19 protein-coding genes are annotated in these 22,430 nt (G+C 68.6%); 5 read left to right on the top strand and 14 right to left on the bottom strand.

Annotated elements, in window-relative coordinates; genetic code table 11:
- Positions 1–130 precede the first annotated feature (130 nt).
- Together WT53_RS26610 and WT53_RS26605 are read right to left on the bottom strand one after the other, a co-directional pair.
- The gene (locus tag WT53_RS26610; RefSeq protein WP_060262298.1) at positions 131–3,331 is read right to left on the bottom strand and encodes an efflux RND transporter permease subunit; all 3,201 of its coding nucleotides are present in this window, start codon (positions 3,329–3,331) and stop codon (positions 131–133) included.
- 15 nt (positions 3,332–3,346) lie between these two features.
- Positions 3,347–4,621: an efflux RND transporter periplasmic adaptor subunit gene (locus WT53_RS26605; RefSeq protein WP_060262296.1), complete on the bottom strand. Its 1,275-nt coding sequence runs from the start codon at positions 4,619–4,621 to the stop codon at positions 3,347–3,349.
- 400 nt (positions 4,622–5,021) lie between these two features.
- Here WT53_RS26605 and WT53_RS26600 point away from each other — a divergent pair, with 400 nt between their 5' ends.
- Entirely contained in the window at positions 5,022–5,663 is a 642-nt protein-coding gene (locus WT53_RS26600; RefSeq protein WP_059780567.1) for a TetR family transcriptional regulator, read from the top strand.
- 35 nt (positions 5,664–5,698) lie between these two features.
- Here the strand turns inward: WT53_RS26600 and WT53_RS26595 are convergent, their stop codons facing one another.
- A complete protein-coding gene (locus WT53_RS26595) occupies positions 5,699–6,364 on the bottom strand; it encodes a cysteine hydrolase family protein (RefSeq protein WP_060262294.1) in 666 nt (221 codons plus the stop codon).
- Between the two features lie 150 nt (positions 6,365–6,514).
- Between WT53_RS26595 and WT53_RS26590 the strand changes: the two genes are divergently transcribed.
- On the top strand, positions 6,515–7,516 hold the full coding sequence (locus WT53_RS26590; RefSeq protein ID WP_060262292.1) for a helix-turn-helix domain-containing protein: 1,002 nt from the start codon (positions 6,515–6,517) through the stop codon (positions 7,514–7,516).
- A 51-nt stretch (positions 7,517–7,567) separates the two neighbouring features.
- On the opposite strand, the gene WT53_RS26585 is transcribed toward WT53_RS26590, so the two are convergent.
- The 6 genes from WT53_RS26585 to WT53_RS26560 all read right to left on the bottom strand — a co-directional run bounded on the left by WT53_RS26585 (position 7,568) and on the right by WT53_RS26560 (position 12,948).
- The gene (locus WT53_RS26585) at positions 7,568–8,275 is read right to left on the bottom strand and encodes a CoxG family protein (protein WP_059780566.1); all 708 of its coding nucleotides are present in this window, start codon (positions 8,273–8,275) and stop codon (positions 7,568–7,570) included.
- Between the two features lie 28 nt (positions 8,276–8,303).
- Positions 8,304–8,663: a DUF427 domain-containing protein gene (locus tag WT53_RS26580; RefSeq protein ID WP_034208272.1), complete on the bottom strand. Its 360-nt coding sequence runs from the start codon at positions 8,661–8,663 to the stop codon at positions 8,304–8,306.
- 129 nt (positions 8,664–8,792) lie between these two features.
- Positions 8,793–9,221 (bottom strand): carboxypeptidase-like regulatory domain-containing protein, encoded by a 429-nt coding sequence (locus tag WT53_RS26575; protein WP_059780564.1) that lies wholly within the window; start codon positions 9,219–9,221, stop codon positions 8,793–8,795.
- Between the two features lie 103 nt (positions 9,222–9,324).
- The gene (locus WT53_RS26570) at positions 9,325–10,809 is read right to left on the bottom strand and encodes a DegQ family serine endoprotease (RefSeq protein ID WP_034208274.1); all 1,485 of its coding nucleotides are present in this window, start codon (positions 10,807–10,809) and stop codon (positions 9,325–9,327) included.
- A gap of 126 nt (positions 10,810–10,935) precedes the next feature.
- Positions 10,936–12,282: an ATP-binding protein gene (locus WT53_RS26565; RefSeq protein ID WP_034208275.1), complete on the bottom strand. Its 1,347-nt coding sequence runs from the start codon at positions 12,280–12,282 to the stop codon at positions 10,936–10,938.
- A gap of 3 nt (positions 12,283–12,285) precedes the next feature.
- A complete protein-coding gene (locus tag WT53_RS26560) occupies positions 12,286–12,948 on the bottom strand; it encodes a response regulator (RefSeq protein WP_006481728.1) in 663 nt (220 codons plus the stop codon).
- A gap of 186 nt (positions 12,949–13,134) precedes the next feature.
- Here WT53_RS26560 and dacB point away from each other — a divergent pair, with 186 nt between their 5' ends.
- The 3 genes from dacB (at position 13,135) to WT53_RS26545 (ending at position 17,156) form a co-directional block, all read left to right on the top strand.
- Positions 13,135–14,667: a D-alanyl-D-alanine carboxypeptidase/D-alanyl-D-alanine-endopeptidase gene (dacB, locus tag WT53_RS26555; RefSeq protein ID WP_059780562.1), complete on the top strand. Its 1,533-nt coding sequence runs from the start codon at positions 13,135–13,137 to the stop codon at positions 14,665–14,667.
- Between the two features lie 332 nt (positions 14,668–14,999).
- Positions 15,000–15,914 carry a sterol desaturase family protein gene (locus tag WT53_RS26550; RefSeq protein ID WP_060262290.1) on the top strand — a complete coding sequence of 305 codons (915 nt, stop codon included), beginning with the start codon at positions 15,000–15,002 and terminating at the stop codon, positions 15,912–15,914.
- Positions 15,915–16,010: 96 nt separating this feature from the next.
- Positions 16,011–17,156 carry an SGNH/GDSL hydrolase family protein gene (locus WT53_RS26545; RefSeq protein ID WP_060262288.1) on the top strand — a complete coding sequence of 382 codons (1,146 nt, stop codon included), beginning with the start codon at positions 16,011–16,013 and terminating at the stop codon, positions 17,154–17,156.
- An 81-nt stretch (positions 17,157–17,237) separates the two neighbouring features.
- On the opposite strand, the gene WT53_RS26540 is transcribed toward WT53_RS26545, so the two are convergent.
- The 5 genes from WT53_RS26540 to fba all read right to left on the bottom strand — a co-directional run bounded on the left by WT53_RS26540 (position 17,238) and on the right by fba (position 22,340).
- On the bottom strand, positions 17,238–18,266 hold the full coding sequence (locus WT53_RS26540) for an L-threonylcarbamoyladenylate synthase (RefSeq protein ID WP_059822921.1): 1,029 nt from the start codon (positions 18,264–18,266) through the stop codon (positions 17,238–17,240).
- Positions 18,267–18,277: 11 nt separating this feature from the next.
- Positions 18,278–19,474, bottom strand: a complete 1,197-nt coding sequence (locus tag WT53_RS26535; RefSeq protein ID WP_059780559.1) for a 5-(carboxyamino)imidazole ribonucleotide synthase — start codon at positions 19,472–19,474, stop codon at positions 18,278–18,280.
- Between the two features lie 90 nt (positions 19,475–19,564).
- Positions 19,565–20,086: a 5-(carboxyamino)imidazole ribonucleotide mutase gene (gene purE, locus WT53_RS26530; protein ID WP_034208281.1), complete on the bottom strand. Its 522-nt coding sequence runs from the start codon at positions 20,084–20,086 to the stop codon at positions 19,565–19,567.
- Positions 20,087–20,151: 65 nt separating this feature from the next.
- Positions 20,152–21,042: a phosphoribosylaminoimidazolesuccinocarboxamide synthase gene (locus WT53_RS26525; RefSeq protein ID WP_034208282.1), complete on the bottom strand. Its 891-nt coding sequence runs from the start codon at positions 21,040–21,042 to the stop codon at positions 20,152–20,154.
- A gap of 233 nt (positions 21,043–21,275) precedes the next feature.
- Entirely contained in the window at positions 21,276–22,340 is a 1,065-nt protein-coding gene (gene fba / locus WT53_RS26520) for a class II fructose-bisphosphate aldolase (protein WP_006481730.1), read from the bottom strand.
- Between the last annotated feature and the right edge of the window lie 90 nt (positions 22,341–22,430).

Raw genomic sequence — 22,430 nt, 5'->3', positions numbered from 1 at the left:
GTCGCGTAGACGCCGCCGGCCGGGTACGCCTGCGCGACGGGCGCGTCGGGCCGCTTGTAATGCGGCGCCATCGTGCAGCCCGTGGCAAGGAGCGCGACTGCGATTGCAGTCAAAGCGTGTTTTTGCATCATCACTGTCCCTTGTTGCCTTCGTCGCCGTTGCCCGGCTTCTCTTCGTGGTGCGAGTGCTCCTGAGCCAGGCGCAGCGCCTCGTCGACGTCTTCCTTCTCGCCGCTGAAGATCGCACGGATCTTCACGAAGAACATCGGGATCATGAAGATCGCGAGGAACGTCGCCGTGATCATCCCGCCGATCACGCCCGTACCGATCGCGTGCTGGCTCGCCGAGCCCGCGCCGTTGCTGATCGCGAGCGGCATCACGCCGAGAATGAACGCGAGCGACGTCATCAGGATCGGACGCAGCCGCAGGCGCGCCGCTTCCAGCGCGGCCTCGATCGGCCCCATCTTCTCCGTCAGCTGCAGTTCGCGCGCGAACTCGACGATCAGGATCGCGTTCTTCGCGGACAAGCCCACGGTCGTCAGCAGGCCGACCTGGAAGAACACGTCGTTCTCGAGGCCGCGCATCGTGGCCGCGAGCAGCGCACCGATCACGCCGAGCGGCACGACCATGATCACCGAGAACGGGATCGACCAGCTTTCATACAGCGCCGCGAGACACAGGAACACGACGAGGATCGAGATCGCGTACAGGATCGGCGCCTGCGAGCCGGACTGGATTTCCTGGAACGACAGCCCCGTCCACGAATAGCCGATGCCTTCCGGCAGCTTGCTCGCGAGCGCTTCCATCGCCGCCATCGCCTGGCCGGTCGACTTGCCCTCCGCGGCCTGCCCCTGGATCTCGATCGACGACACGCCGTTGTAGCGCTCGAGCTTCGGCGACCCGTAGATCCAGTGGCCGGTCGAGAACGCGCTGAACGGCACCATCCCCCCCGCGCTGTTGCGCACGTACCAGATGTTCATGTCTTCCGGCGTCATCCGGAACGGCGCGTCGGCCTGCACGTACACCTTCTTGATCCGGCCGTCGGTGTCGAGGAAGTTGTTCACGTACTGCGACGCCCACGCAATCGAGAACGTCTGGTCGATCGCCGCGGCCGTCACGCCGAGCGCGTTCGCCTTCTCGCGATCGATGTCGACCTTGTACTGCGGCGTATCGTTCAGGCCGTTCGGGCGCACCAGCGCGAGCGCCGGATCCTTCGCGGCCATCCCGAGCAACTGGCCGCGTGCAGCCATCAGCGCATCGTGGCCGAGACCGGCGTTGTCCGTCAGCTCGAAGTCGAAGCCGGCGGCGGTACCGAGTTCGGGAATCGACGGCGGGTTGAACGGAATCACGAGCGCGTCCTTGTAGCTCCCGTAGCGCCCGAACATCCGGCCGATCAGCGCCTGCACCTTCTGGTTCGCATGCTGACGCTGCGAGTAGTCCTTCAGGCGCACGAACACGAGACCCGAGTTCTGACCACGGCCCGCGAAGCTGAAGCCGTTGACCGTGAACGCCGATTCGACGATGTCCTTCTCGTCCTTCAGCAGGTAGTCGGAAATGTTCGCGAGCGTCTTCGCGGTCGTTTCCTGCGTCGAGCCCGACGGCGTCTGCACGATCACGAACATCAGGCCCTGGTCTTCATCGGGCAGGAACGACTTCGGCAGGCGCACGAACAGCAGCCCGACCGCGACGATCACGACCAGATAGATGATGAGCCAGCGGCCCGAGCGCTTGATCACGTGGTGCACGCCGACGTGGTATTTGTCGCGGCTGTTGTTGAACGTGCGGTTGAACCAGCCGAAGAAGCCCTTCTTCTCTTCGTGATGGCCCTGCGGGATCGGCTTGAGGATCGTCGCGCACAGCGCCGGCGTCAGAATCAACGCGACCAGCACCGACAGCACCATCGCCGACACGATCGTCAGCGAGAACTGACGATAGATCGCGCCGACCGAACCGCCGGAGAACGCCACCGGCACGAACACCGCCGACAGCACGAGCGCCACGCCGACGAGTGCGCCGGTGATCTGGCCCATCGCCTTGCGGGTCGCCTCCTTCGGCGACAGCCCCTCCTCGGCCATCACGCGCTCGACGTTCTCGACCACCACGATCGCATCGTCGACCAGCAGGCCGATCGCGAGCACGAGGCCGAACATCGACAGCGTATTGATCGAGAAGCCGACCATCGACATGATCGCGAACGTGCCGAGCAGCACGACCGGCACCGCGATCGTCGGGATGATCGTCGCCCGCAGGTTCTGCAGGAACAGATACATCACGAGGAACACGAGCACGATACCTTCGAGCAGCGTCTTGACCACTTCCTCGATCGACAGCTTCACGAACGGCGTCGTGTCGTACGGGTACTTCACGACGAGGCCGTGCGGGAAAAACGGTGCGAGCTCGTCGATCTTCGCGCGCACGGCCTTCGCGGTCGCGAGCGCGTTCGCGTTGGTCGCGAGCTGGATACCGAGCGCCGCGGTCGGCTGACCGTTGTACTTCGTGTCGAAGTTGTAGTTTTCGCCGCCGAGGCCGATCTGCGCGACGTCCTTCAGGCGAACCTGCGAGCCGTCCTGGTTGACCTTCAACAGGATGTTGCCGAACTGTTCGGGCGTCTGCAGCAGCGTCGATTCGGTGATCGTCGCCTGCAGCATGGTGCCCGGCTTCGCCGGCGTGCCGCCGATCTGGCCGCCCGCGATCTGCACGTTCTGCGCGGTGATCGCGGAGCTGACGTCGACCGGCGTGAGCCCGTAGTTGGTCAGGCGGTTCGGGTCGAGCCAGATCCGCATCGCGTACTGCGAGCCGAACAGCGTGACGGTACCGACGCCGTTCAGCCGGCTGATCGGATCCTTCACGTGCGACGCCACGAAGTTCGCGAGGTCGTACTTGTTCATGCTGCCGTCTTCGGAGTTGAAGGCGAGCACCAGCAGGAAGCTGCTGCTCGACTTCGTGACCGACAGACCGAGCTGCTGCACGACCTGCGGCAGAACCGGCGTCGCGAGCGACAGCTTGTTCTGCACCTGGACCTGCGCGATGTCGGCGTTGGTGCCCGGCGCGAAGGTCAGCGTGATCGTCGCGTTGCCCGAGTCGTCACTCGTCGACGACATGTACAGGAAGTTGTCGAGCCCGCTCATCTGCTGCTCGATCACCTGCGTCACCGTGTCTTCCACCGTCTTCGCGGAAGCGCCCGGGTAGTTCGCGGTGATCTGGATCGATGGCGGCGCGATCGTCGGATACTGCGCGATCGGCAGCGTGAAGATCGCCGCAACCCCGGCCAGCATCAGGATGATGGCGATCACCCACGCGAAGATCGGGCGATCGATAAAAAACTTTGCCATGAAACAGGCTCCCTGTTATTGCGCGCTCGAAGCAGCGGCAGCACTCGCCGGCGCGGCGCCCGATGCGGCGGCACCGGAAGCGGCAGCGGCGCCGGATCCGGCGGCGGCCGGCGCGGCGGGGGCAGCGGCACCCGAGGCGGCATCGGCCGCCGGAGCGAGCTGCGCGGGGACCGTCTTCACGGTCGCGCCCGGGCGCACCTTGTCGACGCCTTGCACGATCACGTGATCGCCCGCCTGCAGACCGCCTTCGACGATCCAGTTCTGCCCTTGCATGCCGGTGGTCTTCAACGGACGCGGCTCGACCTTGTTGCTGGCGTTCACCACCATCGCGATCGCCTGGCCCTTCTGGTCGTGCGTGACGCCGATCTGCGGCACCAGGAACGCGTTCTCGTTCACGCCTTCCTCGATCCGTGCACGCACGAACATCCCCGGCAGCAACACGCGGCCCGGGTTCGGGAAGACCGCGCGGATCGTCACCGAGCCGGTGGTCTGGTCGACCGTCACGTCCGAGAACTGCAGCTTGCCCGGCTCCGAGTAGGTCTTGCCGTCTTCCAGGATCAGCGTCACCTTCGCCGCGCCCGGGCCGCTCGTCTTCAGACGCCCGCTCTGCACGTCCTGACGCAGCTTCAGCCCTTCGAGGCTCGATTGCGTGAGGTCGACGTACACCGGATCGAGCTGCTGCACCGTCGACATCAGCGTCGCCTGGCTCGCCTGCACGTATGCGCCCGGCGTCACCTGCGAGATGCCGACGCGGCCGCTGATCGGCGACACGACATCCGTATAGCCGAGGTTGATCTGCGCGGTGTCGACCGCCGCCTTGCCGGCCGCGACGTCCGCCGCGGCCTGGCCTTGCGTGGCGACCGCGTTGTCGTAGTCCTGCTTGCTGACCGCGTTCGCCGCGACCAGCACCTTGTAGCGCGCGACCAGCGCGTTCTGCGTGACGAGGTTCGCCTGCGCCTTCGCCAGCGTCGCCTTCGCGCTGTTCAGCGCGGCGATGTACGGCGCCGGATCGATCTTGTAGAGGCGCTGGCCGGCCTTGACGTCGGTGCCTTCGGTGAATTCACGGCGCAGCACGATGCCGTCGACCCGCGCACGCACTTGCGCGACGAGGAATGCACTGGTGCGGCCCGGCAGGTCGGTGAAGACCGGCACGGCTTGCGGTTGGACGGTGACGACGCCGACTTCCGGCGTTTGCGGCGGCGGTGCCGATTCTTTTTTCCCGCACGCGGCCAGGAAAACGGCGGCCGTCGCGACAGTGATTAAGCGGTATGGAACCCGTTCGACGCGCATGGAGCGACCTCTGTGTATAACCAATGGAATAAGTGACGCGCCCGCCAGGAGCGCAACACGGATGCGCCTCGCGGCGCAGATCGAACACCTGAATTACTGGACTGCTAGATACAGCACGTCGGCACGAGACCTCCGTGCCGACGGGGATGCCGCGAACTGCGGACTGATACTAGGGCGGGAATCAGCAGAGTGGGATATTAACTGATTGCCACTTGGGTCATTCGATCGTAGGGTGGTATTGTATATACATTCACGAATGTATGTAAAAAGCCCGTTCGTACTCCGCCGGCTGCCCCGTCTTACAGATTGTTACCAGCAGCAAGCATAGCCGGTCTGCATGACGGCGACGAGGGGTTGCGGACCCTATATTCACCGACGATCGATCCAATCAGGCCTGCACATGGTCAGACGTACCAAGGAGGAGGCGCTCGAGACGCGCAATCGCATTCTCGACGCCGCCGAACACGTGTTCTTCGAGAAAGGCGTGTCGCATACGTCGCTCGCGGACATCGCCCAGCACGCCGGCGTGACGCGCGGCGCGATCTACTGGCATTTCGCGAACAAGAGCGAACTGTTCGATGCGATGTTCGACCGCGTGCTCCTGCCGATCGACGAACTGAAGCGGATACCGCTCGACGCGCCGGGCGGCAATCCGCTCGACAAGGTGCGCCAGATCCTGATCTGGTGCCTGCTCGGCGTGCAGCGCGACCCGCAGCTGCGGCGCGTGTTCAGCATCCTGTTCATGAAGTGCGAGTACGTCGCGGACATGGAGCCGCTGCTGCAACGCAACCGCGCGGGGATGAGCGAGGCGCTGCACATGATCGACGCCGATCTCGCGGTGGCCGTGGAGCGCAAGCTGCTGCCGGAGCGGCTCGATACGTGGCGCGCGGCGCTGATGCTGCACACGCTCGTCAGCGGGTTCGTGCGCGACATGCTGATGCTGCCCGACGAAATCGACGCCGAGCAGCATGCGGAAAAGCTCGTCGACGGCTGCTTCGACATGCTGCGCTACAGCCCGGCGATGCTGAAGGACCGCGACTGACCGCGGCGTAGTGCGCGCCCCGTGGCCGTGCCGGGTCAGGCCGCCTTTGCGCGATGCGCGCGAGCCCGCCGGTTCGACGCGGCCACCGAATCGCGCGCCGGCATCGGCGCGCCGGCCAGCCCCGCGATCCACGCGTCGGTCGACATCACGGCCGCGAAATTCGACTGGAACACCACCGCGTATGCGCGGTGAATCTCCTCGGCGCTCGCCGCGCCCGCTTCGTTCTCGTAAGGCAGCGCACCCGTCGCATCGTCCAGGTACTCGACCTTCAGCCCCGCATGCGCCGCGTGATAGACCGTCGACGCATTGCAGTTGTGCGTCATGTAGCCGGCCACCGCGAGCGTGTCGATGCCGTGCGCGTCGAGCCACGCGGCGAGATCGGTGCCGGCGAACGAGCTGGCCTGCGCCTTCTCGATCCGATGCGCGTACGGCCGGCTGGCGACCACCGCGTGCAGCGCGACGCCGTCGGTGCCGGGCGCGAAGATCGGCGCGTCGGCCGGCGCGACGTGCTGAACCACGATCACCGGCACGCCGGCCGCGTGCGCGGCGTCGATCGCGCGGCCGATGTTCGCGAGCGACACGTCGAGCGGCGGATATTCGATCGGCAGGTTGCCCGTCACGTATTCGTTCTGCACGTCGATCACGATCAGTGCGCGGCGGAAAGCGGGACGGGAAGCGGAATGCGGGACGGCGTTCGACATGGCGGGCTCCTGATCGGAGGCGCTGCCCCGCCCCGGAGCGGGGCGGCCAGCAGTGCGATGCGACGCATTGTCGGGCCGCGTGGCGGGCGCCGATAGTGGCCCGATAGCCATTCTTCGATAAAATCGGGCCATCGCTTTTCCGGAGCCGCCATGCTCGCCGCCGCGTCGCCCGCCCCATCCGTTCCGACCGTCGTCGCCGTGATCGCGTACGACGGCATCAGCCCGTTCCACCTGTCGGTGCCGTCGGTCGTGTTCGGCAAGGAGCGCGACGCGGACGCGTCGCCCGCGTTCGCGTTCCGCGTCTGCTCGGCCGAGCGCGGCCCGCTCGCGACGACGGGCGGCTTCACGATCGCCGCGCCGTACGGGCTCGATGCGCTCGACGATGCGGACATCGTCATCGTGCCCTCCTGGCGCGACCCCGACGAAGCGCCGCCCGACGCGCTGCTCGATGCCGTGCGCGCGGTCGCCGCGCGCGGCGCCGAACTCGTCGGCCTGTGTCTCGGCGCTTACGTGCTCGCCGCGGCCGGCCTGCTCGACGGCCGCCCGGCCACCACGCACTGGGCGTGGGCCGACGATTTCGCCCGGCGCTTTCCGCGCGTGAAACTCGATCCCGACGTGCTGTACGTGGACGACGGCAACCTGACGACGTCGGCCGGCACCGCCGCGGGGCTCGACTGCTGCCTGCACGTCGTGCGGCGGCGTTTCGGCCCGGACGCCGCGAACCGGATCGCGCGCCGCCTCGTGATCCCGCCGCACCGGCAGGGCGGCCAGGCCCAGTACGTGCCGCAGCCGGTCGCCGCACATCCGCGCGATGCGCGGCTCGCGGGCCTGCTCGACTGGGTGCGCGCCCATCTCGACGCCGCGCACAGCGTCGATTCGCTCGCCGAGCGCGTGCTGATGAGCCGGCGCACGTTCACGCGCCACTTCCGCCAGGCGACGGGCACGACCGTCACCGCGTGGCTGCAGGCCGAGCGGCTCGCGCGCGCGCGGCATCTGCTCGAAACCACCGGACAATCGATCGACGCGATCGCGCAGGCGGCCGGCTACGGCTCGAGCGTGTCGCTGCGCCAGCATTTCGCGGGCGCGCTCGGCACGTCGCCGTCTGCGTATCGAAGGGAATTTCGCGGCGCCGGAGCCGGCGCCGGACGGTGACGCCCGCCGCGCGGGCGGCGGGCAGGCCGCGACGCGGCGCCGGGCGGCCGGTCAGCCGCCGTTGAACCAGCGTGCCGCGTAAAGCAGCAGCGCGACGAACACGATCATCGCCGCCCAGGCCCACACGGGTATCGTGCCGGAATCGCGATGCCGGAGCGCGCTCGCCGCCCGCCCGCTCAGCGCGCCGCCGAGATGCGGCGGCAGCGCACGCTTCGTCGCGGCCACCAGCGATGCCGGCCGCAGAAATACGTGCTGGCGTCGCTGCGCGGATGAGTTCGCGCGATTCGGCGCGAGGCCGTGCTTCGCCTGCACGACCGCCCCGAACTCGCGGAAGAACGTGTCGGTCCATTCGCGCAGCGCATTGTCGATCTGCCGCCCCGGCAGTTCGGCGAGCGGCCCGCTCGCCGTCGCCCAGACCACGTACTCGATTCGCGTGGCGCTCGCATCGTCATCCGGCATCAGTGCGAGTTCGACCTGGCCGCGCAGTGCGCCGAGGCCGTCGGCCCGCGCCTTGAAGTTGAGCACGCGGCGCGGCCGCCCTTCCGCGTCCCCCTGCTCGGCGGCCGCATGCGCGCGCACGTCGTAGCGCGCACGCAGCGGACCGAGCGGCACCGTGATCGTCAGCGCGAACTCGCCGTGCGCGAGTTTCACGAACGATTCGCAATGGTCGAAGCTCGCCCGCAACAGCGCGAGATCCTCCAGCGCATCCCGCACGACAGGCGGCGCGAGCGGTACGCGTAACGTGTCGTTCAGTTCCATGACGCCTCCCCGATGAACGCGCGCCGCATCAGGACGTCTCGACGAGACTGTCGACCCGTGCGACATCGAAGGCGACGTAGTACGCCAGCACGGCCGCCGCCTCGTTCGGTTCTTCGTAACTCCATGCGGCGTTCTCGATCACGCCGTCTTCCGTCTGCAAATCGAAATGCACGGCCTGCCCCCTGAACGGGCAGGCCGACGTGACGCCCGATTTCACGAGCCGGCGCATGTTGACGTCGCTGCGCGGCAGGTAATGGATGTCCGGGAGCCCCGCTTCACGCACGGTCAGCGCGCCGTGCGAATCGGCATAGGTGATGCCGCGATGAATCACGCGCACGCGATGGCGGTTCGGCACGATTTCGAGTCGAGGGTCGGCTGCATCGGACATCGTTTCTCCTTCGGGCGGCCGCCAGGCCGGGGCAGGAAACGAAAAAGCCACGGCACGCATGCCGTGGCTTTCATTATGGGCGAAACTTCGTCCGAGTGCGCGCCCGGGCCCCGGGCCGCGCGCGGCGGGCTACTGCGCACTCCACTGGAACGCGGCTTTCGCGCCGCCCTTCGCGCCGACCGTGACGGCGCGCGATTCGTCGCTGCCCTGGTACGACGCATGCACCGTATAGCGCCCCGGCGGCAGCTTCACCAGCATGTACGGCCCGCGCGCGTCGGTCGCCAGCACCTCGGTGCCCTTGCCGTCGACGATCCGCACATGAACGTCGGCCAGGAATTCGCCGCCCTTGCCGGTGAAGCGCAGCGCCAGCGGCCACGACGCCTCGTTACGCTGGAATGCCGTCGACTGGTCCTTGCCGATACCGCCCGACACGTAGCTGACATCGCCTTGCTGGCTCGCGGCGGGCAGACCGTCCGACTGCGCGTACGCGCCGGTCGCGAGGCCGGCGGTCAGCGCCGCGGCGACGGCAAATCGGGACACGTTGCGTAGATATTGCATGGCTCTCTCCTTGGGGTCGGAACACATACGGGCGCAGCGTCACGCGGTCGCACGGCGACGGCGCCCGCCGCGGCCGGCCAGACCGGCCGTCGGCCGTGGCCGGTCAGCTCAGGTCGACCGGCACGAAGATCTGTGCATTATCGCGCTGGATCAGCAGAGCAAGACTGTTGCCCGCGCCCTTCACCGCGTCGCGCAACTGCTCGGGGCTCGTGACCGGGCGGCCGTTGACCGCGAGGATCACGTCGCCCGGCTGGATGCCCGCGTTGGCGGCCGGCCCGCCGGCCTGCTGCACGATCAGCCCGTGCGACAGGTTGCTGGCGCTGCGCTCCTGCGGCGACAGCGGACGCACCGCGACACCCAGGCGGCCCTGTTCGACCGGCCCGCCGTCGTTCGACGCGAGCTTCGCATCGGACATCGCGCCGAGCGTCACGCTGATCGACTTCTTCGACTTGTCGCGCCAGATCTGCAGGTCGGCCTTCGAACCCGGCTTCAGGTTCGCGATCTGCGCGGGCAGCGACGTCGAATCGGCGACCGGCGAACCGTTGACCGACAGAATCACGTCGCCCGGTTGCAGGCCGGCCTTCGCGGCCGGACCGTTGGCGTCGACCGAGCTGACGAGCGCGCCGTCCGGCTTCTGCAGTCCGAACGAACTCGCGAGCGTCTGGTTCAGCCCCTGCACGGCGACGCCGAGGCGGCCGCGGCTCACGTGGCCCGTCTTCACGAGCTCGTCCTTCACCTTGATCGCCTCGTTGATCGGGATCGCGAACGACAGGCCCTGGAAGCCGCCCGTCTGCGAGTAGATCATCGAGTTGATGCCGATCACCTCGCCCTGCAGGTTGAACAGCGGGCCGCCGGAGTTGCCGGGGTTCACCGGCACGTCGGTCTGGATGAACGGCGTGTAGTTCTCGTCCGGCAGCGCGCGCGACTTCGCGCTGATGATGCCCGACGTGACCGTGTTGTCGAAGCCGTACGGCGAGCCGATCGCGACGACCCACTGGCCGACCTTGCTCTGCGCCGGATCGCCGATCTTCACGGTCGGCAGGCCGCTCGCGTCGATCTTCAGCACGGCGACGTCGGACTGCTTGTCGGAGCCGACGACCTTCGCCTTGTATTCGCGCTTGTCGGTCAGCTTGACCGTGACGACGTTCGCGCCGTCGATCACGTGTGCATTGGTGAGGATGTACCCGTCGGAACTGACGATGAAGCCCGACCCGAGACTCGCGCTCGGCTGGTCGTCCGGCTGCGCGTCGCCGCCCATGCCCGGCACCTGGCCGTAGAAGTGCTTGAAGAACTGGTAGAACGGGTCGCTCGGATCGATCGGCAGTTGCGGTTGCGGCGCGCGCCGCGACACCTGCTTCACGACGTGCTTCGCGCTGATGTTCACGACCGCCGGGCCGTAGGTCTCGACGAGCCCGGAGAAATCGGGAATGCCGGTCTTGGCCGCGGCTTCGGCCGGCATCAATGCGGCCGCCTGCGCGGGCGTGATGATCTGCGGATCGGCGCGGCGCGTGCCGGCGAAATAGCCGGCCGACAGGGCAGCCGCCACGGCGACCGCGACGGTGCCGCGCGCAAGGAATCGGGTGTTCATCGTAGGACCTCCTCTTTGTTAGGACGCAGCGTAACGACCCTGACTTAAAGGAGGCTTAATCAGCCTTAAGCGGGGCTTAAGCGGCTGCCGGCACCCGGCCCGCGCCGCCCTCGCCGGGCGCCCCCTTCAGACGGATTCGGAAGGCTGCGGCGCCGGGGCCGGCATCTCCGCATCGCGGAACACGACGCTGACGAGCAGGCCGCCCGCGGCCGCATCGCCGAGCGACACCGTCGCGCCCTGCTGCGCGGCCACGCGCTTGACGATCGCGAGCCCGAGCCCGCTGCCCGACACGTCGGTGCGCGCGCGCGCCGTGCTGTCGCGATAGAAGCGGTCGAACACGCGCTCGCGCTCGGCCGCCGGAATGCCCGGCCCGCTGTCGGCGATCTGCACGCAGGCGCGGCCGGCCGCGTCGCGCGTCAGCGACACGTCGATGCGGCCGCCGTCCGGCGTGTACTTCACCGCGTTGTCGAGCAGGTTGCCGAACATCACGCGCAGCGCGCCGACGTCCGCGACGACGCTCGCCGCACACGTTTCCTCGAAGCCGAGATCGATGTCGTGCCGCTGCGCGAGCGGCGCATGCGCGGCCACGCATTCGGCGAGCAGCGCCTGCAGGTCGACCGGTTCGCGCATCGTCGCGCCGTCCGGCTCGGCGCGCGCGAGCGCGAGCAGTTGCTCGGTGAGACGCGTCGCGCGCGACACGCCGTCCTGGAGATCCGCGATCGCCTCGCGGCGCGACGCATCGTCCTTCGCACGGGCGACGAGCTGCGCCTGGATCTGCACGGCGGCGAGCGGCGTGCGCAATTCGTGCGCGGCGTCGGCGACGAACGCCTTCTGCGTGTCGAGCGCGGCCGACAGCCGCGCGAGCAGCCCGTTCAGCGCCCGCACGAGCGGCTGCACCTCGAGCGGCAGGCGCGCGTCGGGCAGCGCATCGAGCGCTTCCGGCCGGCGCGCCTCGACCGCGCGCGTCACGCGCGCGAGCGGCGCGAGCCCGCGCCCGACGATCCCCCACACGGCCGCGCCGAGGAACGGCAGCAGCACGATCAGCGGCCACAGCGTGCGCAGCGCGACGTTCGCCGCCAGCCGGTTGCGCACCGACAGCGGCTGCGCGAGCTGCACGACGTTGTCGCCGACGATCGCGCCGTACACGCGCCACTCGCCGCGATCGGTGCGCTCGGTCGAGAAGCCGAGCTCCGCGCGCGGCGCGATCGGCGCGCGCGGATGCGAGAAGTACATCAGCACGCCGTTGCGATTCCAGATCTGGATCACGATGCCTTCGTCGCCGTTGGTGCGCGAGCCGAATACCTGCGAGAACGGCTCCGACGGCAGCGCCGCGGCAATTTCCTGCAACTGGTAGTCGAACAGCTCGTTCGCTTCGGCGAGCGCCTGCCGGTAGATGAGCCAGCCCGCCATGCCCACGCCCGCGACGACGATCGCGAGCAGCCAGATCAGCAATTGATGACGAATCGACCGCACGCGTCAGCTTTCCTTGACGACCATGTAGCCGAGCCCGCGCACGTTGCGAATCAGGTCCGAGCCGAGCTTCTTGCGCAGCGCGTGGATATAGACCTCGACCGTGTTGCTGCCGATCTCCTCGCCCCAGCCGTACATCTTCTCCTCGAGCTGGCTCTTCGACAGCACCGCGCCCGGCCGCGCAAGCAGCGCCTCGAGCAGCGCGAACTCGCGCGCGGACAGCGCGACGGGCGCGCCGTCGAGCGTCACCTGGTGCGACGCGGGATCGAGCGTGAGCGCGCCGTGGCGGATCAGCGACTCGCTGCGCCCGGCCTGACGGCGGATCAGCGCGCGCATCCGCGCGCCCAGCTCGTCGAGATCGAACGGCTTGACGAGGTAATCGTCGGCGCCGGCGTCGAGCCCCTTCACGCGATCGGCGACCGCGTCGCGCGCGGTGACGATCAGCACCGGCAGCGCCAGCCCGCGCCCGCGCAGCGTGCGCAGCACGTCGATGCCGTCGCGCTTCGGCAGGCCGAGATCGAGCAGCAGCAGATCGTACGTCTCGCCGCCGAGCGCCGTGAGCGCGGCGTCGCCGTCCTGCACCCAGTCGACCGCAAAGCCGTCCGAGCGCAGCGCCTTGCGCACGCCCTCGGCAATCATTCGATCATCTTCGACAAGCAGAATCCGCATCGGGACAGGCATCCATGGGCGAGTCAAACACGGCGACCATTGTAGCGCCGCGCATCGCGTGCGCGGCACCGTGCAATGCAACAGTAAGGCGGATTGCAAGGGGCCAGCCCCGACTTGTCTCTACAATGTGCGCTTCGGCGCCCCCGCGCGTCCTGCCCGAGCCCCCTGCTTTTCCCGTATTCGCCCATGCCGATTTCCGATCTTTCCGCCCGGTTCGTCCCCCGCGCCCGCGTCTGTCTGCGGGCGGCCGCCGTCGTCGCCACGTGCACGGCCCTCGCGTTCGCGCCGTCCGCGCAGGCCCGCAAGAAGTCCCACAAGGAAGCGCGCAAGACCGCCGTCGTGTCGCCGGCCGCGCGCGCGGCCGGCCTGCCGGCAACCGTGCTCGTCGCGCTGCAGCGCGCGAAGGTGCCGGCGTCGGCGATGAGCGTCGTCGTCGAGCGCGTCGGCGATCCGCAACCGCTGATCGCATGGAATGCGAGCCGGCCGATGCTGCCGGCCTCGACGATGAAGCTCGTGACGACCTTCGCGGGCCTGTCGATCCTCGGCCCCGACTACCGCTGGCGCACGACCGCGTACACGGACGGCACGGTCGACCCCGACGGCACGTTGCAAGGCAACCTGTACATCAAGGGCACCGGCGATCCGAAGCTCGTGCCCGAAGAACTGATCGACCTCGTCGACAAGCTGCGCAAGGCGGGCGTCAAGCGCGTGGCCGGCGGCCTCGTGCTCGACAAGAGCTATTTCGCTGCGTCGACGCGCGACCTGCCGTCGTTCGACGACGATGTCAGCGCGCCGTACAACGTCGGCCCCGATCCGTTGCTGTATGCATTCAAGGCCGTGTCGTTCACGGTCACGCCGGGCGATGACGGCAAGGTCGCCGTCGACGTGCTGCCGCCGCTCGCGAACCTGTCGATCGACAACCAGCTCGTCGAAGGCTCGGGTTCGTGCAGCGCGGCCGCCGCGGCTGCGCGCCCGACGCTGACGGCCGGCGGCGGGATCATGACCGCATCGTTCGCCGGCGACTACCCGCTGCGCTGCGGCGCGCACACGACCAACCTCGCGATCCTCGATCACACGACGTTCTTCGCCCGCGGCTTCCTCGCGCTGTGGCAACAGGACGGCGGCACGATCGCGGGGCCCGTGAGCGAAGGCAAGGTGCCCGCCACCGCGCGGCCGCTCGCCGTGCATCACAGCCCGGTGCTCGGCAGCATCGTCTACGACATCAACAAGTTCAGCAACAACGTGATGGCGCGCAACCTGTTCCTCACGATCGGCGCGGTCAGCGGCAAGCCGCCCGCGACGCCCGAGCAGTCGAGCCGCGCGATCCAGGCGTTTCTGCAGAAGAACGGCATCGCGATGCCCGACCTCGTGCTCGAGAACGGCTCGGGGCTGTCGCGCGAAGAGCACGTGAGCGCGCTGTCGCTCGCCGCGCTGCTGCAGGCCGCGAACGCGAGCCCCGTCGCGCAGGCGTTCGTCGATTCGCTGCCGATCGCGGGCATCGACGGCACGATGAAGAACCGCCTCACCAACGCGGGCGTGCTCGGCAACGCGCACATCAAGACCGGCACGCTGCGCGACGTGCGCGCGATCGCCGGCTACGTCGCCGGGGCGGACGGGCAGAGCTACGTCGTCGTCAGCTTCATCAACAACGATCACGCGGAAGGCGCGCGCGCCGCGCACGACACGCTGCTCGAGTGGATCTACGCGGGCGCGCACTGACGATCCGTGCGGCGTGCAACGTGCGGCGTGCAGCGGGTCGTCGCGACAGGGCGGCCCACGCGTCGCCCGCGAAAATCTCGCGCCGCGCGGTTTGAAACGCCCGCGCCACCGTCGCGCGACGCCCCGTGCGCGCGCCGCGCCCGCAAAACGGGGCCGCACCGCCCGGCCCCGTGCAGTACGGGTTCCGTAGAAACCCTATCCTCTGAGGGAACCCTCTACGCTGCCCCCTCGCCTAGCGCGTGGCGATTGCGTAGGCTGTTGGCCTGACCGATATCTACAACGGGCCACACGCCCGGCCTCATGGCTTGCAGGGGAACGAAGGAGACACGCCCATGCGATTCGACGTCGAATTGCTTCTGCTCGCGCTGGCGCCCGTCTTCCTGCTCTGCATCGCGTGGGAGGCCTGGCACTTCGCCCGCACCCGTGCGCACGACCGCATCTATGCGTGGCGCGACACGCTGTGCAACGCGGCGCTCGCGCTGATGCACCAGGGCGCCGACAAGATCGCCTGGCTGTTCGTGATTCCCGTCTATGCGTACTGCTACCGCCACTATCGCGTCTACACGTGGCACGACGGCTGGCTGTCGTTCGCGGTGCTGTTCGTCGCGCAGGACTTCCTCTACTACGTGTTTCATCGCGCGAGCCATCGCGTGCGCTGGCTGTGGGCCGCGCACGTCGTGCACCACTCGTCCGAACGGATGAATTTCTCGACCGCGTTCCGCCAGAGCCTGATGTACCCGATCGCGGGCATGTGGCTGTTCTGGCTGCCGCTCGCGTTCGTCGGCTTTCCGCCGCAACAGATCGTCGGCATCGTGCTGATCAACCTCGCGTTCCAGTTCTTCGTGCACACGCAGGCGATCGGCAAGCTCGGCTGGCTCGAATACGTGTTGAACACGCCGTCGATCCACCGCGCGCACCATGCAAGCAACGCGCGCTACATCGACCGCAATTACGCAGGCGTCCTCGTGATCTGGGATCGCCTGTTCGGCAGCTATGTCGAGGAAACGCCCGACGATCCGCCGCGTTACGGAATCGTCGAGCGGCTCGGCTCGAACAACCCGCTCGTCGCGACGTTCCACGAGTGGGCGGCGATGGCGTCCGACGCGTGGCGCGTCGGCGGATGGCGCAACAAGCTGCGCGCGATTTTCGGCCCGCCCGAATGGGCGAGCGCTTATCATGCGCAGATCGCCGAGGCCGCGAACCCGGATCCGCGCACCGTACCGCAGGCGGTTGCGCGCGACCGATAAACCGTTTCAGCCAACGGCCGCCGCGCAGCCCGGAACCGAGCAGGCACGCGGCAGATGAGAAACACATCAGGGCCATATCTACGAGGAGATCGAACGATGCAGACACAACAACACGCACCTTCCCGCACGCGCCGGCGCATGCTGCGCACCGCACAAGTCGCGATCGCCGGCGCCGCGCTCGCGCTGCTCGCCGCATGCGGCGGCGGCGACGACAACAACGGCGGCAGCGCGTCGAACACGCCGCCGTCGGGCGTGAAGATGCAGATCGTGTCGTTCGGCGACAGCCTGTCCGACGTCGGCACCTACTCGCAGATCAAGCTCGGCTTCGGCGGCGGCCGCTTCACGACCAACCCGGGCCAGGTCTGGACGCAGGACGTCGCCCAGTACTACGGCGACACGCTGCAGCCCGCGAACCAGGGCGGCTTCGGCATTCCGCTGCAGGCGACGGGCGGCCTCGGCTACGCGCAAGGCGGCTCGCGCGTGACGCTGCAGCCGGGCATCGGCCATGCGGACGCCAGCGTGCCGAACCCCGACTACGCCCAGGCGACGACGACGCCGATCGCCGACCAGGTCAAGCAGTACCTGACGCAGCACGGCAGCTTCAACGCCGGCCAGATCGTGCTGATCAACGGCGGCGCGAACGACATCTTCTACCAGGCCCAGGTCGCGCAGGCGCAAGGCAACACGCCGGCCGCGCAACTCGCGGCGGCGCAGGCGATCGGCCTGGCCGCGCAGCAGCTGGGCGGGATCGTCCAGCAGATCGTCGCGGCGGGCGCGACGCACGTGTTCGTCGCGAACGTGCCGGACATCGGCGGCACGCCGCTCGCGCTGCAAGGCGGCGCGAGCACGCAGGCCGCGTTCACGCAACTGTCGGGGCTGTTCAACAAGACGCTCGTCGGCACGCTCGCCGCGCTGAAGGTCGACCCGACGAAGTACGTGGTGGTCGATTCGTTCACGTGGCAAGACGGCATCGCGGCCAACTACCAGGCGAACGGCTTCAGCGTGTCGAATACGGACACCGCCTGCAACCTGAAGGCAATGGTGCAGGCCGCCACGCAGTACGGCGTCGCGAATGCGACCGCGTTCGGCTCGTCGCTGTTCTGCTCGCCGCAGACGTACACGGTCGCGAACGCGGACCAGACCTACATGTTCGCCGACACGGTCCACCCGACGACGCACCTGCACGCGCTGTTCGCGCAATACGTCCAACAGCAGATCGCGAAATCCGGCGTCGGCAAGTAAGCCGCCGGCCACGCGCCCAAACGAAAACGCCCGACCGGTTCGCCGGTCGGGCGTTTTTCATTCGGCAGGCGCCTGCGCGCGTCAGTCGCGCGCTTCGAATGCCGCCGCCGCGCGGCCGAGGCGATCGTTGACCGCGATCCATTCGACGGTCTCGGGCAGCTTTTCGACGAGGATGCGCGCGACCTGCGCGCGATCGAGCGCCCGCAGCATCCCGTACAGGTCGCGTGCATAGGCCTGCGGGTCTTCCGGCGCCGCGACGAAATGCACGCCGTCGGCCTGCGCCCAGTGTCCTGCCCGCGACGCGCGGGCGACGAGCGCGACGCGCTCGCCGTCGGTTTGCGCGGCCGCGAGCAGCGGCTCGAGTGCGTCGAACGGCAGCAGCGCGAGCGGCGTGCGCGGCGCGTAATGCGCTTTCAGCGTGCCCGACGCGCGCGGCGCGGTCGCGTCGCTGCCGTCCGGCAGCTTCGGCGCGCGGCCGAGCACGTCGGCGATCTGCCGAGGCGTCACGTGGCCCGGGCGCAGCAGCGCCGGGAAGCCGCGCGACAGATCGAGGATCGTCGACTCGATGCCGACTTCCGATGCGCCGCCGTCGAGCACGTGCACGGTATCGCCGAATTCGTCGCGCACGTGTTGCGCGGTCGTCGGACTCACGTGGCCGAACCGGTTCGCGGACGGCGCGGCCACGCCGCCGTGGCCGCCGCGCCGCGCGCTGAACGCGGCCAGCAACGCCTGCGCGACCGGATGCGACGGACAGCGCAGCCCGACCGAATCCTGCCCGCCGCTCACGGCATCCGGAATACGCGCATGACGCTTCAGAATCAGCGTGAGCGGCCCCGGCCAGAACGCATCGATCAGCGCGTGCGCGTCGGCCGGCAGATCGTCGGCCCAGTAGCCCGGATCGCCGCCGGGCGGCAGATGCACGATCACCGGATGGTTCGCGGGCCGCCCTTTCGCCGCATAGATGCGCGCGACGGCCTCGGGATTCGCCGCGTCGCCGCCGAGCCCGTAGACGGTTTCGGTCGGAAATGCGACGAGCTGGCCCGCGTCGAGCAACGCGGCGGCTGCGTCGATCTGCGCGGGCGTCACGTGCTTCGGGAGATCGATGGACATCGGCCCGCGCCTCAGTCGAGCGGCACGCGCAGCAGTTGCGCGCACGCGTTGGCGGCGGCGACGGCTTCGTCGCGCGTCTCGGCCGTGAAGTTCACGTGGCCCATCTTGCGGCCGACGCGCGCTTCTTCCTTGCCGTACAGGTGCAGGTGCGCGGCCGGCATCGCGGCGACCGCGTCCCACGGCGGCGTGACGGCATCGGCTGCCGCGCCGTCGGGGAACCACACGTCGCCGAGGATGTTCAGCATCGCGGCCGGCGAATGCTGGCGCGGGTTGCCGAGCGGCATGCGCGTCATCGCGCGCACCTGCTGCTCGAACTGGCTCGTTGCGCACGCATCGACCGTGTAGTGGCCGGAGTTGTGCGGGCGCGGCGCCATTTCGTTCGCGACGAACGAGCCGTCCTCCAGCACGAAGAATTCGACGCACAGCACGCCGACGTAGCCGAGCGTATCGGCGATCCGCACGGCCGCCTGCTGTGCCTCCTCGACGCGCGCGGCATCGGCCGCCGGCGCCGGCACGACCGTCAGCGCGAGGATGCCGTCGTGATGCACGTTCTGCGCGAGCGGGAAGGCGGCCGAGCGGCCGTCCGCGCCGCGCGCGATCAGCGCCGACACCTCGTATTTCAGCGGCAGGCGCTTCTCCAGCACGCACGGCACGCCGCCGAGCGCGGCATGCGCGTCGCGTGCTTCCTGCGCGGTGGCGACGCGCACCTGGCCCTTGCCGTCGTAGCCGAGGCGGGCCGTCTTCAGGATGCCCGGCAGCACCGCGTCGAGCGCGGCATCGTCGAGCGCGGCGAGCGCCGCCGCCGATTCGATCACGACGTGCGGCGCGACCGGCACGCCCGACGCCTCGATGAAACGCTTCTCCGCGATCCGGTCCTGCGCGACCGCGACGCAGCGGCCGGCCGGCGCGACGAACGTCGTGCGCGCGAGGAAATCGAGGCTCGCGGCCGGCACGTTCTCGAATTCCGTCGAGACGGCCTCGCACAGGTCCGCCAGTTCGGCGAGTGCGGCTTCGTCGTCGTACGCCGCGCGCAGATGGCGATCGGCGACCGCGCCGGCGGGGCTCGCCGGATCGGGATCGAGCACGGCGACGCGATAGCCCATCGACTGGGCGGCAAAGCAGAACATGCGGCCGAGCTGGCCACCGCCGACCATGCCCAGCCACGCGCCGGGCAGGATCGGGGAAACGGAATCAGGAGTTGCGGTCATGTCAGTGGTCGGTCGCGGCGGAACGCGGAAATGCCCGCCGCAGTGGGAAAATCCGGCGCCGGCCGCATCGTGCGGCCGCGCGCCATGCCGTCATGCCAGCGGCGGCAGCACCATCGCGTGCGCGGCTTCGTTCTGGCGCACGCGGAACGCCGCGAGCCGGTTCGCGTAGTCGACCGAGTTGCCGGACAGGATCGACACCGCGAACAGCGCGGCGTTCGCGGCGCCGGCCTCGCCGATCGCGAACGTCGCGACGGGCACGCCCTTCGGCATCTGCACGATCGAGTGCAGCGAATCGACGCCCTTCAGGTACTTGCTCGCGACCGGCACGCCGAGCACCGGCACCGTGGTCTTCGCGGCCAGCATGCCGGGCAGGTGCGCGGCGCCGCCGGCGCCCGCGATGATCGCGCGCAGCCCGCGCTCGCGCGCCTTCTCCGCATAGTCGAACATCTCGTCGGGCATCCGGTGCGCGGACACGACCTTCGCTTCGTACGGCACGCCGAATTCCTGCAGGATCGCAACCGCGTTCTTCATCACGTCCCAGTCGGAACTCGAACCCATCAGCACGCCGACGAGCGGCGCGCTGTGCGTGTGGGCAGTTTGCTTTTCATTCATTTCGTGTGTTCCTGTCGACCGGAGCGAGTGCTTCAGCACTGACTCCGGTCCCATGCAAAGCTCCGTCAGGCGAGCGCCTGGCCCGTGATGCGCTCGAGCGCTTCCTGGTACTTCGCGGCCGTCTTCTCGACGACGTCGGCCGGCAGCGCCGGCGCCGGCGCCGTCTTGCCCCACGGCTGCGCCTCGAGCCAGTCGCGCACGAACTGCTTGTCGAACGACGGCGGGTTCGTGCCGACTTCGTACTGGTCGGCCGGCCAGAAGCGCGACGAATCGGCGGTCAGCACTTCGTCCATCAGGTACAGCTTGCCGTGGTTGTCGAGGCCGAATTCGAACTTCGTGTCGGCGATGATGATGCCGCGCGTCGCCGCATAATCGGCCGCTTCCTTGTACAGGCGAATCGAGATGTCGCGGATCGTCGCGGCCAGCTCGGTGCCGATGCGGCGCTCGGTTTCCTCGAACGTGATGTTCTCGTCGTGCTCGCCCATCTCGGCCTTCGCGGCCGGCGTGAAGATCGGCTCGGGCAGCTTCTGTGCGTTCTGCAGGCCTTCCGGCAGCTGCACGCCGCACACGGCGCCCGACGCCTGGTATTCCTTCCAGCCGCTGCCGGCCAGGTAGCCGCGCACGACCGCTTCGATCATGATCGGCTCGAGACGCTTGACGACCACGCCGCGGCCCTTCACCTGCTCGACCTCGTCGGCCGCGACGACCGCTTCCGGCGCGTCGCCCGTCAGGTGATTCGGCACGATGTGCGCGAGCTTGTCGAACCAGAAGTTCGCCATCTGGTTCAGCACGCGGCCCTTGTTCGGAATCGGCTCGCCCATCACCACGTCGAAGGCCGACAGGCGATCGGTCGTGACGATCAGGAGCTTGTCGTTGCCGACCGCGTAGTTATCGCGAACCTTGCCGCGACCGAGGAGCGGCAGCGAGCGGAGCGTGGATTCGTAAAGGGTAGACATCGTCTTTTCGCAGATAAGGAGCCAAACAAAAAGGGAAACGCCGTTCCCCGCGGCAGGCGGGAACGGCGGTCTTGCAATACGTCGGCGAACCGGCGGGCGCAGCGCCCGGACGGCTGCCGGCCGGCCCTCGTTCGGCCGGACGGAACGGCCGCCGGGGCCGGACCGGATCCGGCCGGCCTGGCGGCCCGCCCATGCCCGGCGGCAGAACCGGGCGGGGCAATCGTACTACAGTCTCAGCGCACGACCTGTGCGAGCGCGCCCGACTTGTACTGCTCGGCGATCTTGTCGAGCGACACCGGCTTGATCTTGCCGGCCTGGCCTTCGCAGCCGAACGCGAGGTAACGGTCGACGCATACCTTCTTCGCGGCTTCGCGCGCGGGCTTCAGGTAGTCGCGCGGATCGAACTTGCCCGGATTCTCGAACAGGTAGCGGCGGATCGCGCCGGTGATCGCGAGACGCAGGTCGGTGTCGATGTTGATCTTGCGCACGCCGTGCTTGATGCCTTCCTGGATTTCCTCGACCGGCACGCCGTAGGTTTCCTTCATGTCGCCGCCGAATTCGCGGATCTCGGCCAGCAGTTCCTGCGGCACCGACGACGAACCGTGCATCACGAGGTGCGTGTTCGGGATGCGCGCGTGGATTTCCTTGATGCGCTGGATCGACAGGATGTCGCCCGTCGGCTTCTTCGAGAACTTGTACGCGCCGTGCGACGTGCCGATCGCGATCGCGAGCGCATCGCACTGCGTGAGCTTCACGAAGTCGGCGGCTTGCTCCGGATCGGTCAGCAGCTGCTCGCGGGTCATCGTGCCTTCCGCGCCGTGGCCGTCTTCCTTGTCGCCCTTCATCGTCTCGAGCGAGCCCAGCACGCCGAGCTCGGCTTCGACCGTCACGCCGATCGAGTGCGCCATCTCGACGACCTTGCGCGACACGTCGACGTTGTACTCGTACGACGCGACCGTCTTGCCGTCGGCTTCGAGCGAACCGTCCATCATCACGCTGGTGAAGCCGCTGCGGATCGCGGCCGTGCAGACCGCCGGCGACTGGCCGTGATCCTGGTGCATCACGACCGGAATGTGCGGATACGATTCGACCGCCGCTTCGATCAGGTGGCGCAGGAACGGCTCGCCCGCATACTTACGCGCGCCGGCCGATGCCTGCATGATCACGGGCGCGCCGACCTGATCCGCCGCCGCCATGATCGCCTGGACCTGCTCCAGGTTGTTCACGTTGAAGGCCGGCAGGCCGTAACCGTGCTCTGCCGCGTGGTCCAGCAATTGACGCATTGATACGAGAGGCATTGTGGAACTCCTTGGAATGAAAACCGGTGCGCCCTGACGCCGGCGCGGCGCTCGCTCCCGGTCCAGACCGGGGCGGCACGGCGCGGCTGA

It is taken from the genome of Burkholderia sp. MSMB2157WGS (genome assembly GCF_001532755.1).
Lineage (GTDB): Bacteria > Pseudomonadota > Gammaproteobacteria > Burkholderiales > Burkholderiaceae > Burkholderia.
Note: the sequence above shows the minus strand (reverse complement) of the source record. Positions and strands in the feature narration are given on the sequence as shown.

Bases quoted from the DNA above. Each gene is read 5' to 3' on its own strand.
- WT53_RS26610 (WP_060262298.1), bottom strand. From the start codon at position 3,331: ATGGCAAAGTTTTTTATCGATCGCCCGATCTTCGCGTGGGTGATCGCC.
- WT53_RS26605 (WP_060262296.1), bottom strand. From the start codon at position 4,621: ATGCGCGTCGAACGGGTTCCATACCGCTTAATCACTGTCGCGACGGCC.
- WT53_RS26600 (WP_059780567.1), top strand. From the start codon at position 5,022: ATGGTCAGACGTACCAAGGAGGAGGCGCTCGAGACGCGCAATCGCATT.
- WT53_RS26595 (WP_060262294.1), bottom strand. From the start codon at position 6,364: ATGTCGAACGCCGTCCCGCATTCCGCTTCCCGTCCCGCTTTCCGCCGC.
- WT53_RS26590 (WP_060262292.1), top strand. From the start codon at position 6,515: ATGCTCGCCGCCGCGTCGCCCGCCCCATCCGTTCCGACCGTCGTCGCC.
- WT53_RS26585 (WP_059780566.1), bottom strand. From the start codon at position 8,275: ATGGAACTGAACGACACGTTACGCGTACCGCTCGCGCCGCCTGTCGTG.
- WT53_RS26580 (WP_034208272.1), bottom strand. From the start codon at position 8,663: ATGTCCGATGCAGCCGACCCTCGACTCGAAATCGTGCCGAACCGCCAT.
- WT53_RS26575 (WP_059780564.1), bottom strand. From the start codon at position 9,221: ATGCAATATCTACGCAACGTGTCCCGATTTGCCGTCGCCGCGGCGCTG.
- WT53_RS26570 (WP_034208274.1), bottom strand. From the start codon at position 10,809: ATGAACACCCGATTCCTTGCGCGCGGCACCGTCGCGGTCGCCGTGGCG.
- WT53_RS26560 (WP_006481728.1), bottom strand. From the start codon at position 12,948: ATGCGGATTCTGCTTGTCGAAGATGATCGAATGATTGCCGAGGGCGTG.
- dacB (WP_059780562.1), top strand. From the start codon at position 13,135: ATGCCGATTTCCGATCTTTCCGCCCGGTTCGTCCCCCGCGCCCGCGTC.
- WT53_RS26550 (WP_060262290.1), top strand. From the start codon at position 15,000: ATGCGATTCGACGTCGAATTGCTTCTGCTCGCGCTGGCGCCCGTCTTC.
- WT53_RS26545 (WP_060262288.1), top strand. From the start codon at position 16,011: ATGCAGACACAACAACACGCACCTTCCCGCACGCGCCGGCGCATGCTG.
- WT53_RS26540 (WP_059822921.1), bottom strand. From the start codon at position 18,266: ATGTCCATCGATCTCCCGAAGCACGTGACGCCCGCGCAGATCGACGCA.
- WT53_RS26535 (WP_059780559.1), bottom strand. From the start codon at position 19,474: ATGACCGCAACTCCTGATTCCGTTTCCCCGATCCTGCCCGGCGCGTGG.
- purE (WP_034208281.1), bottom strand. From the start codon at position 20,086: ATGAATGAAAAGCAAACTGCCCACACGCACAGCGCGCCGCTCGTCGGC.
- WT53_RS26525 (WP_034208282.1), bottom strand. From the start codon at position 21,042: ATGTCTACCCTTTACGAATCCACGCTCCGCTCGCTGCCGCTCCTCGGT.
- fba (WP_006481730.1), bottom strand. From the start codon at position 22,340: ATGCCTCTCGTATCAATGCGTCAATTGCTGGACCACGCGGCAGAGCAC.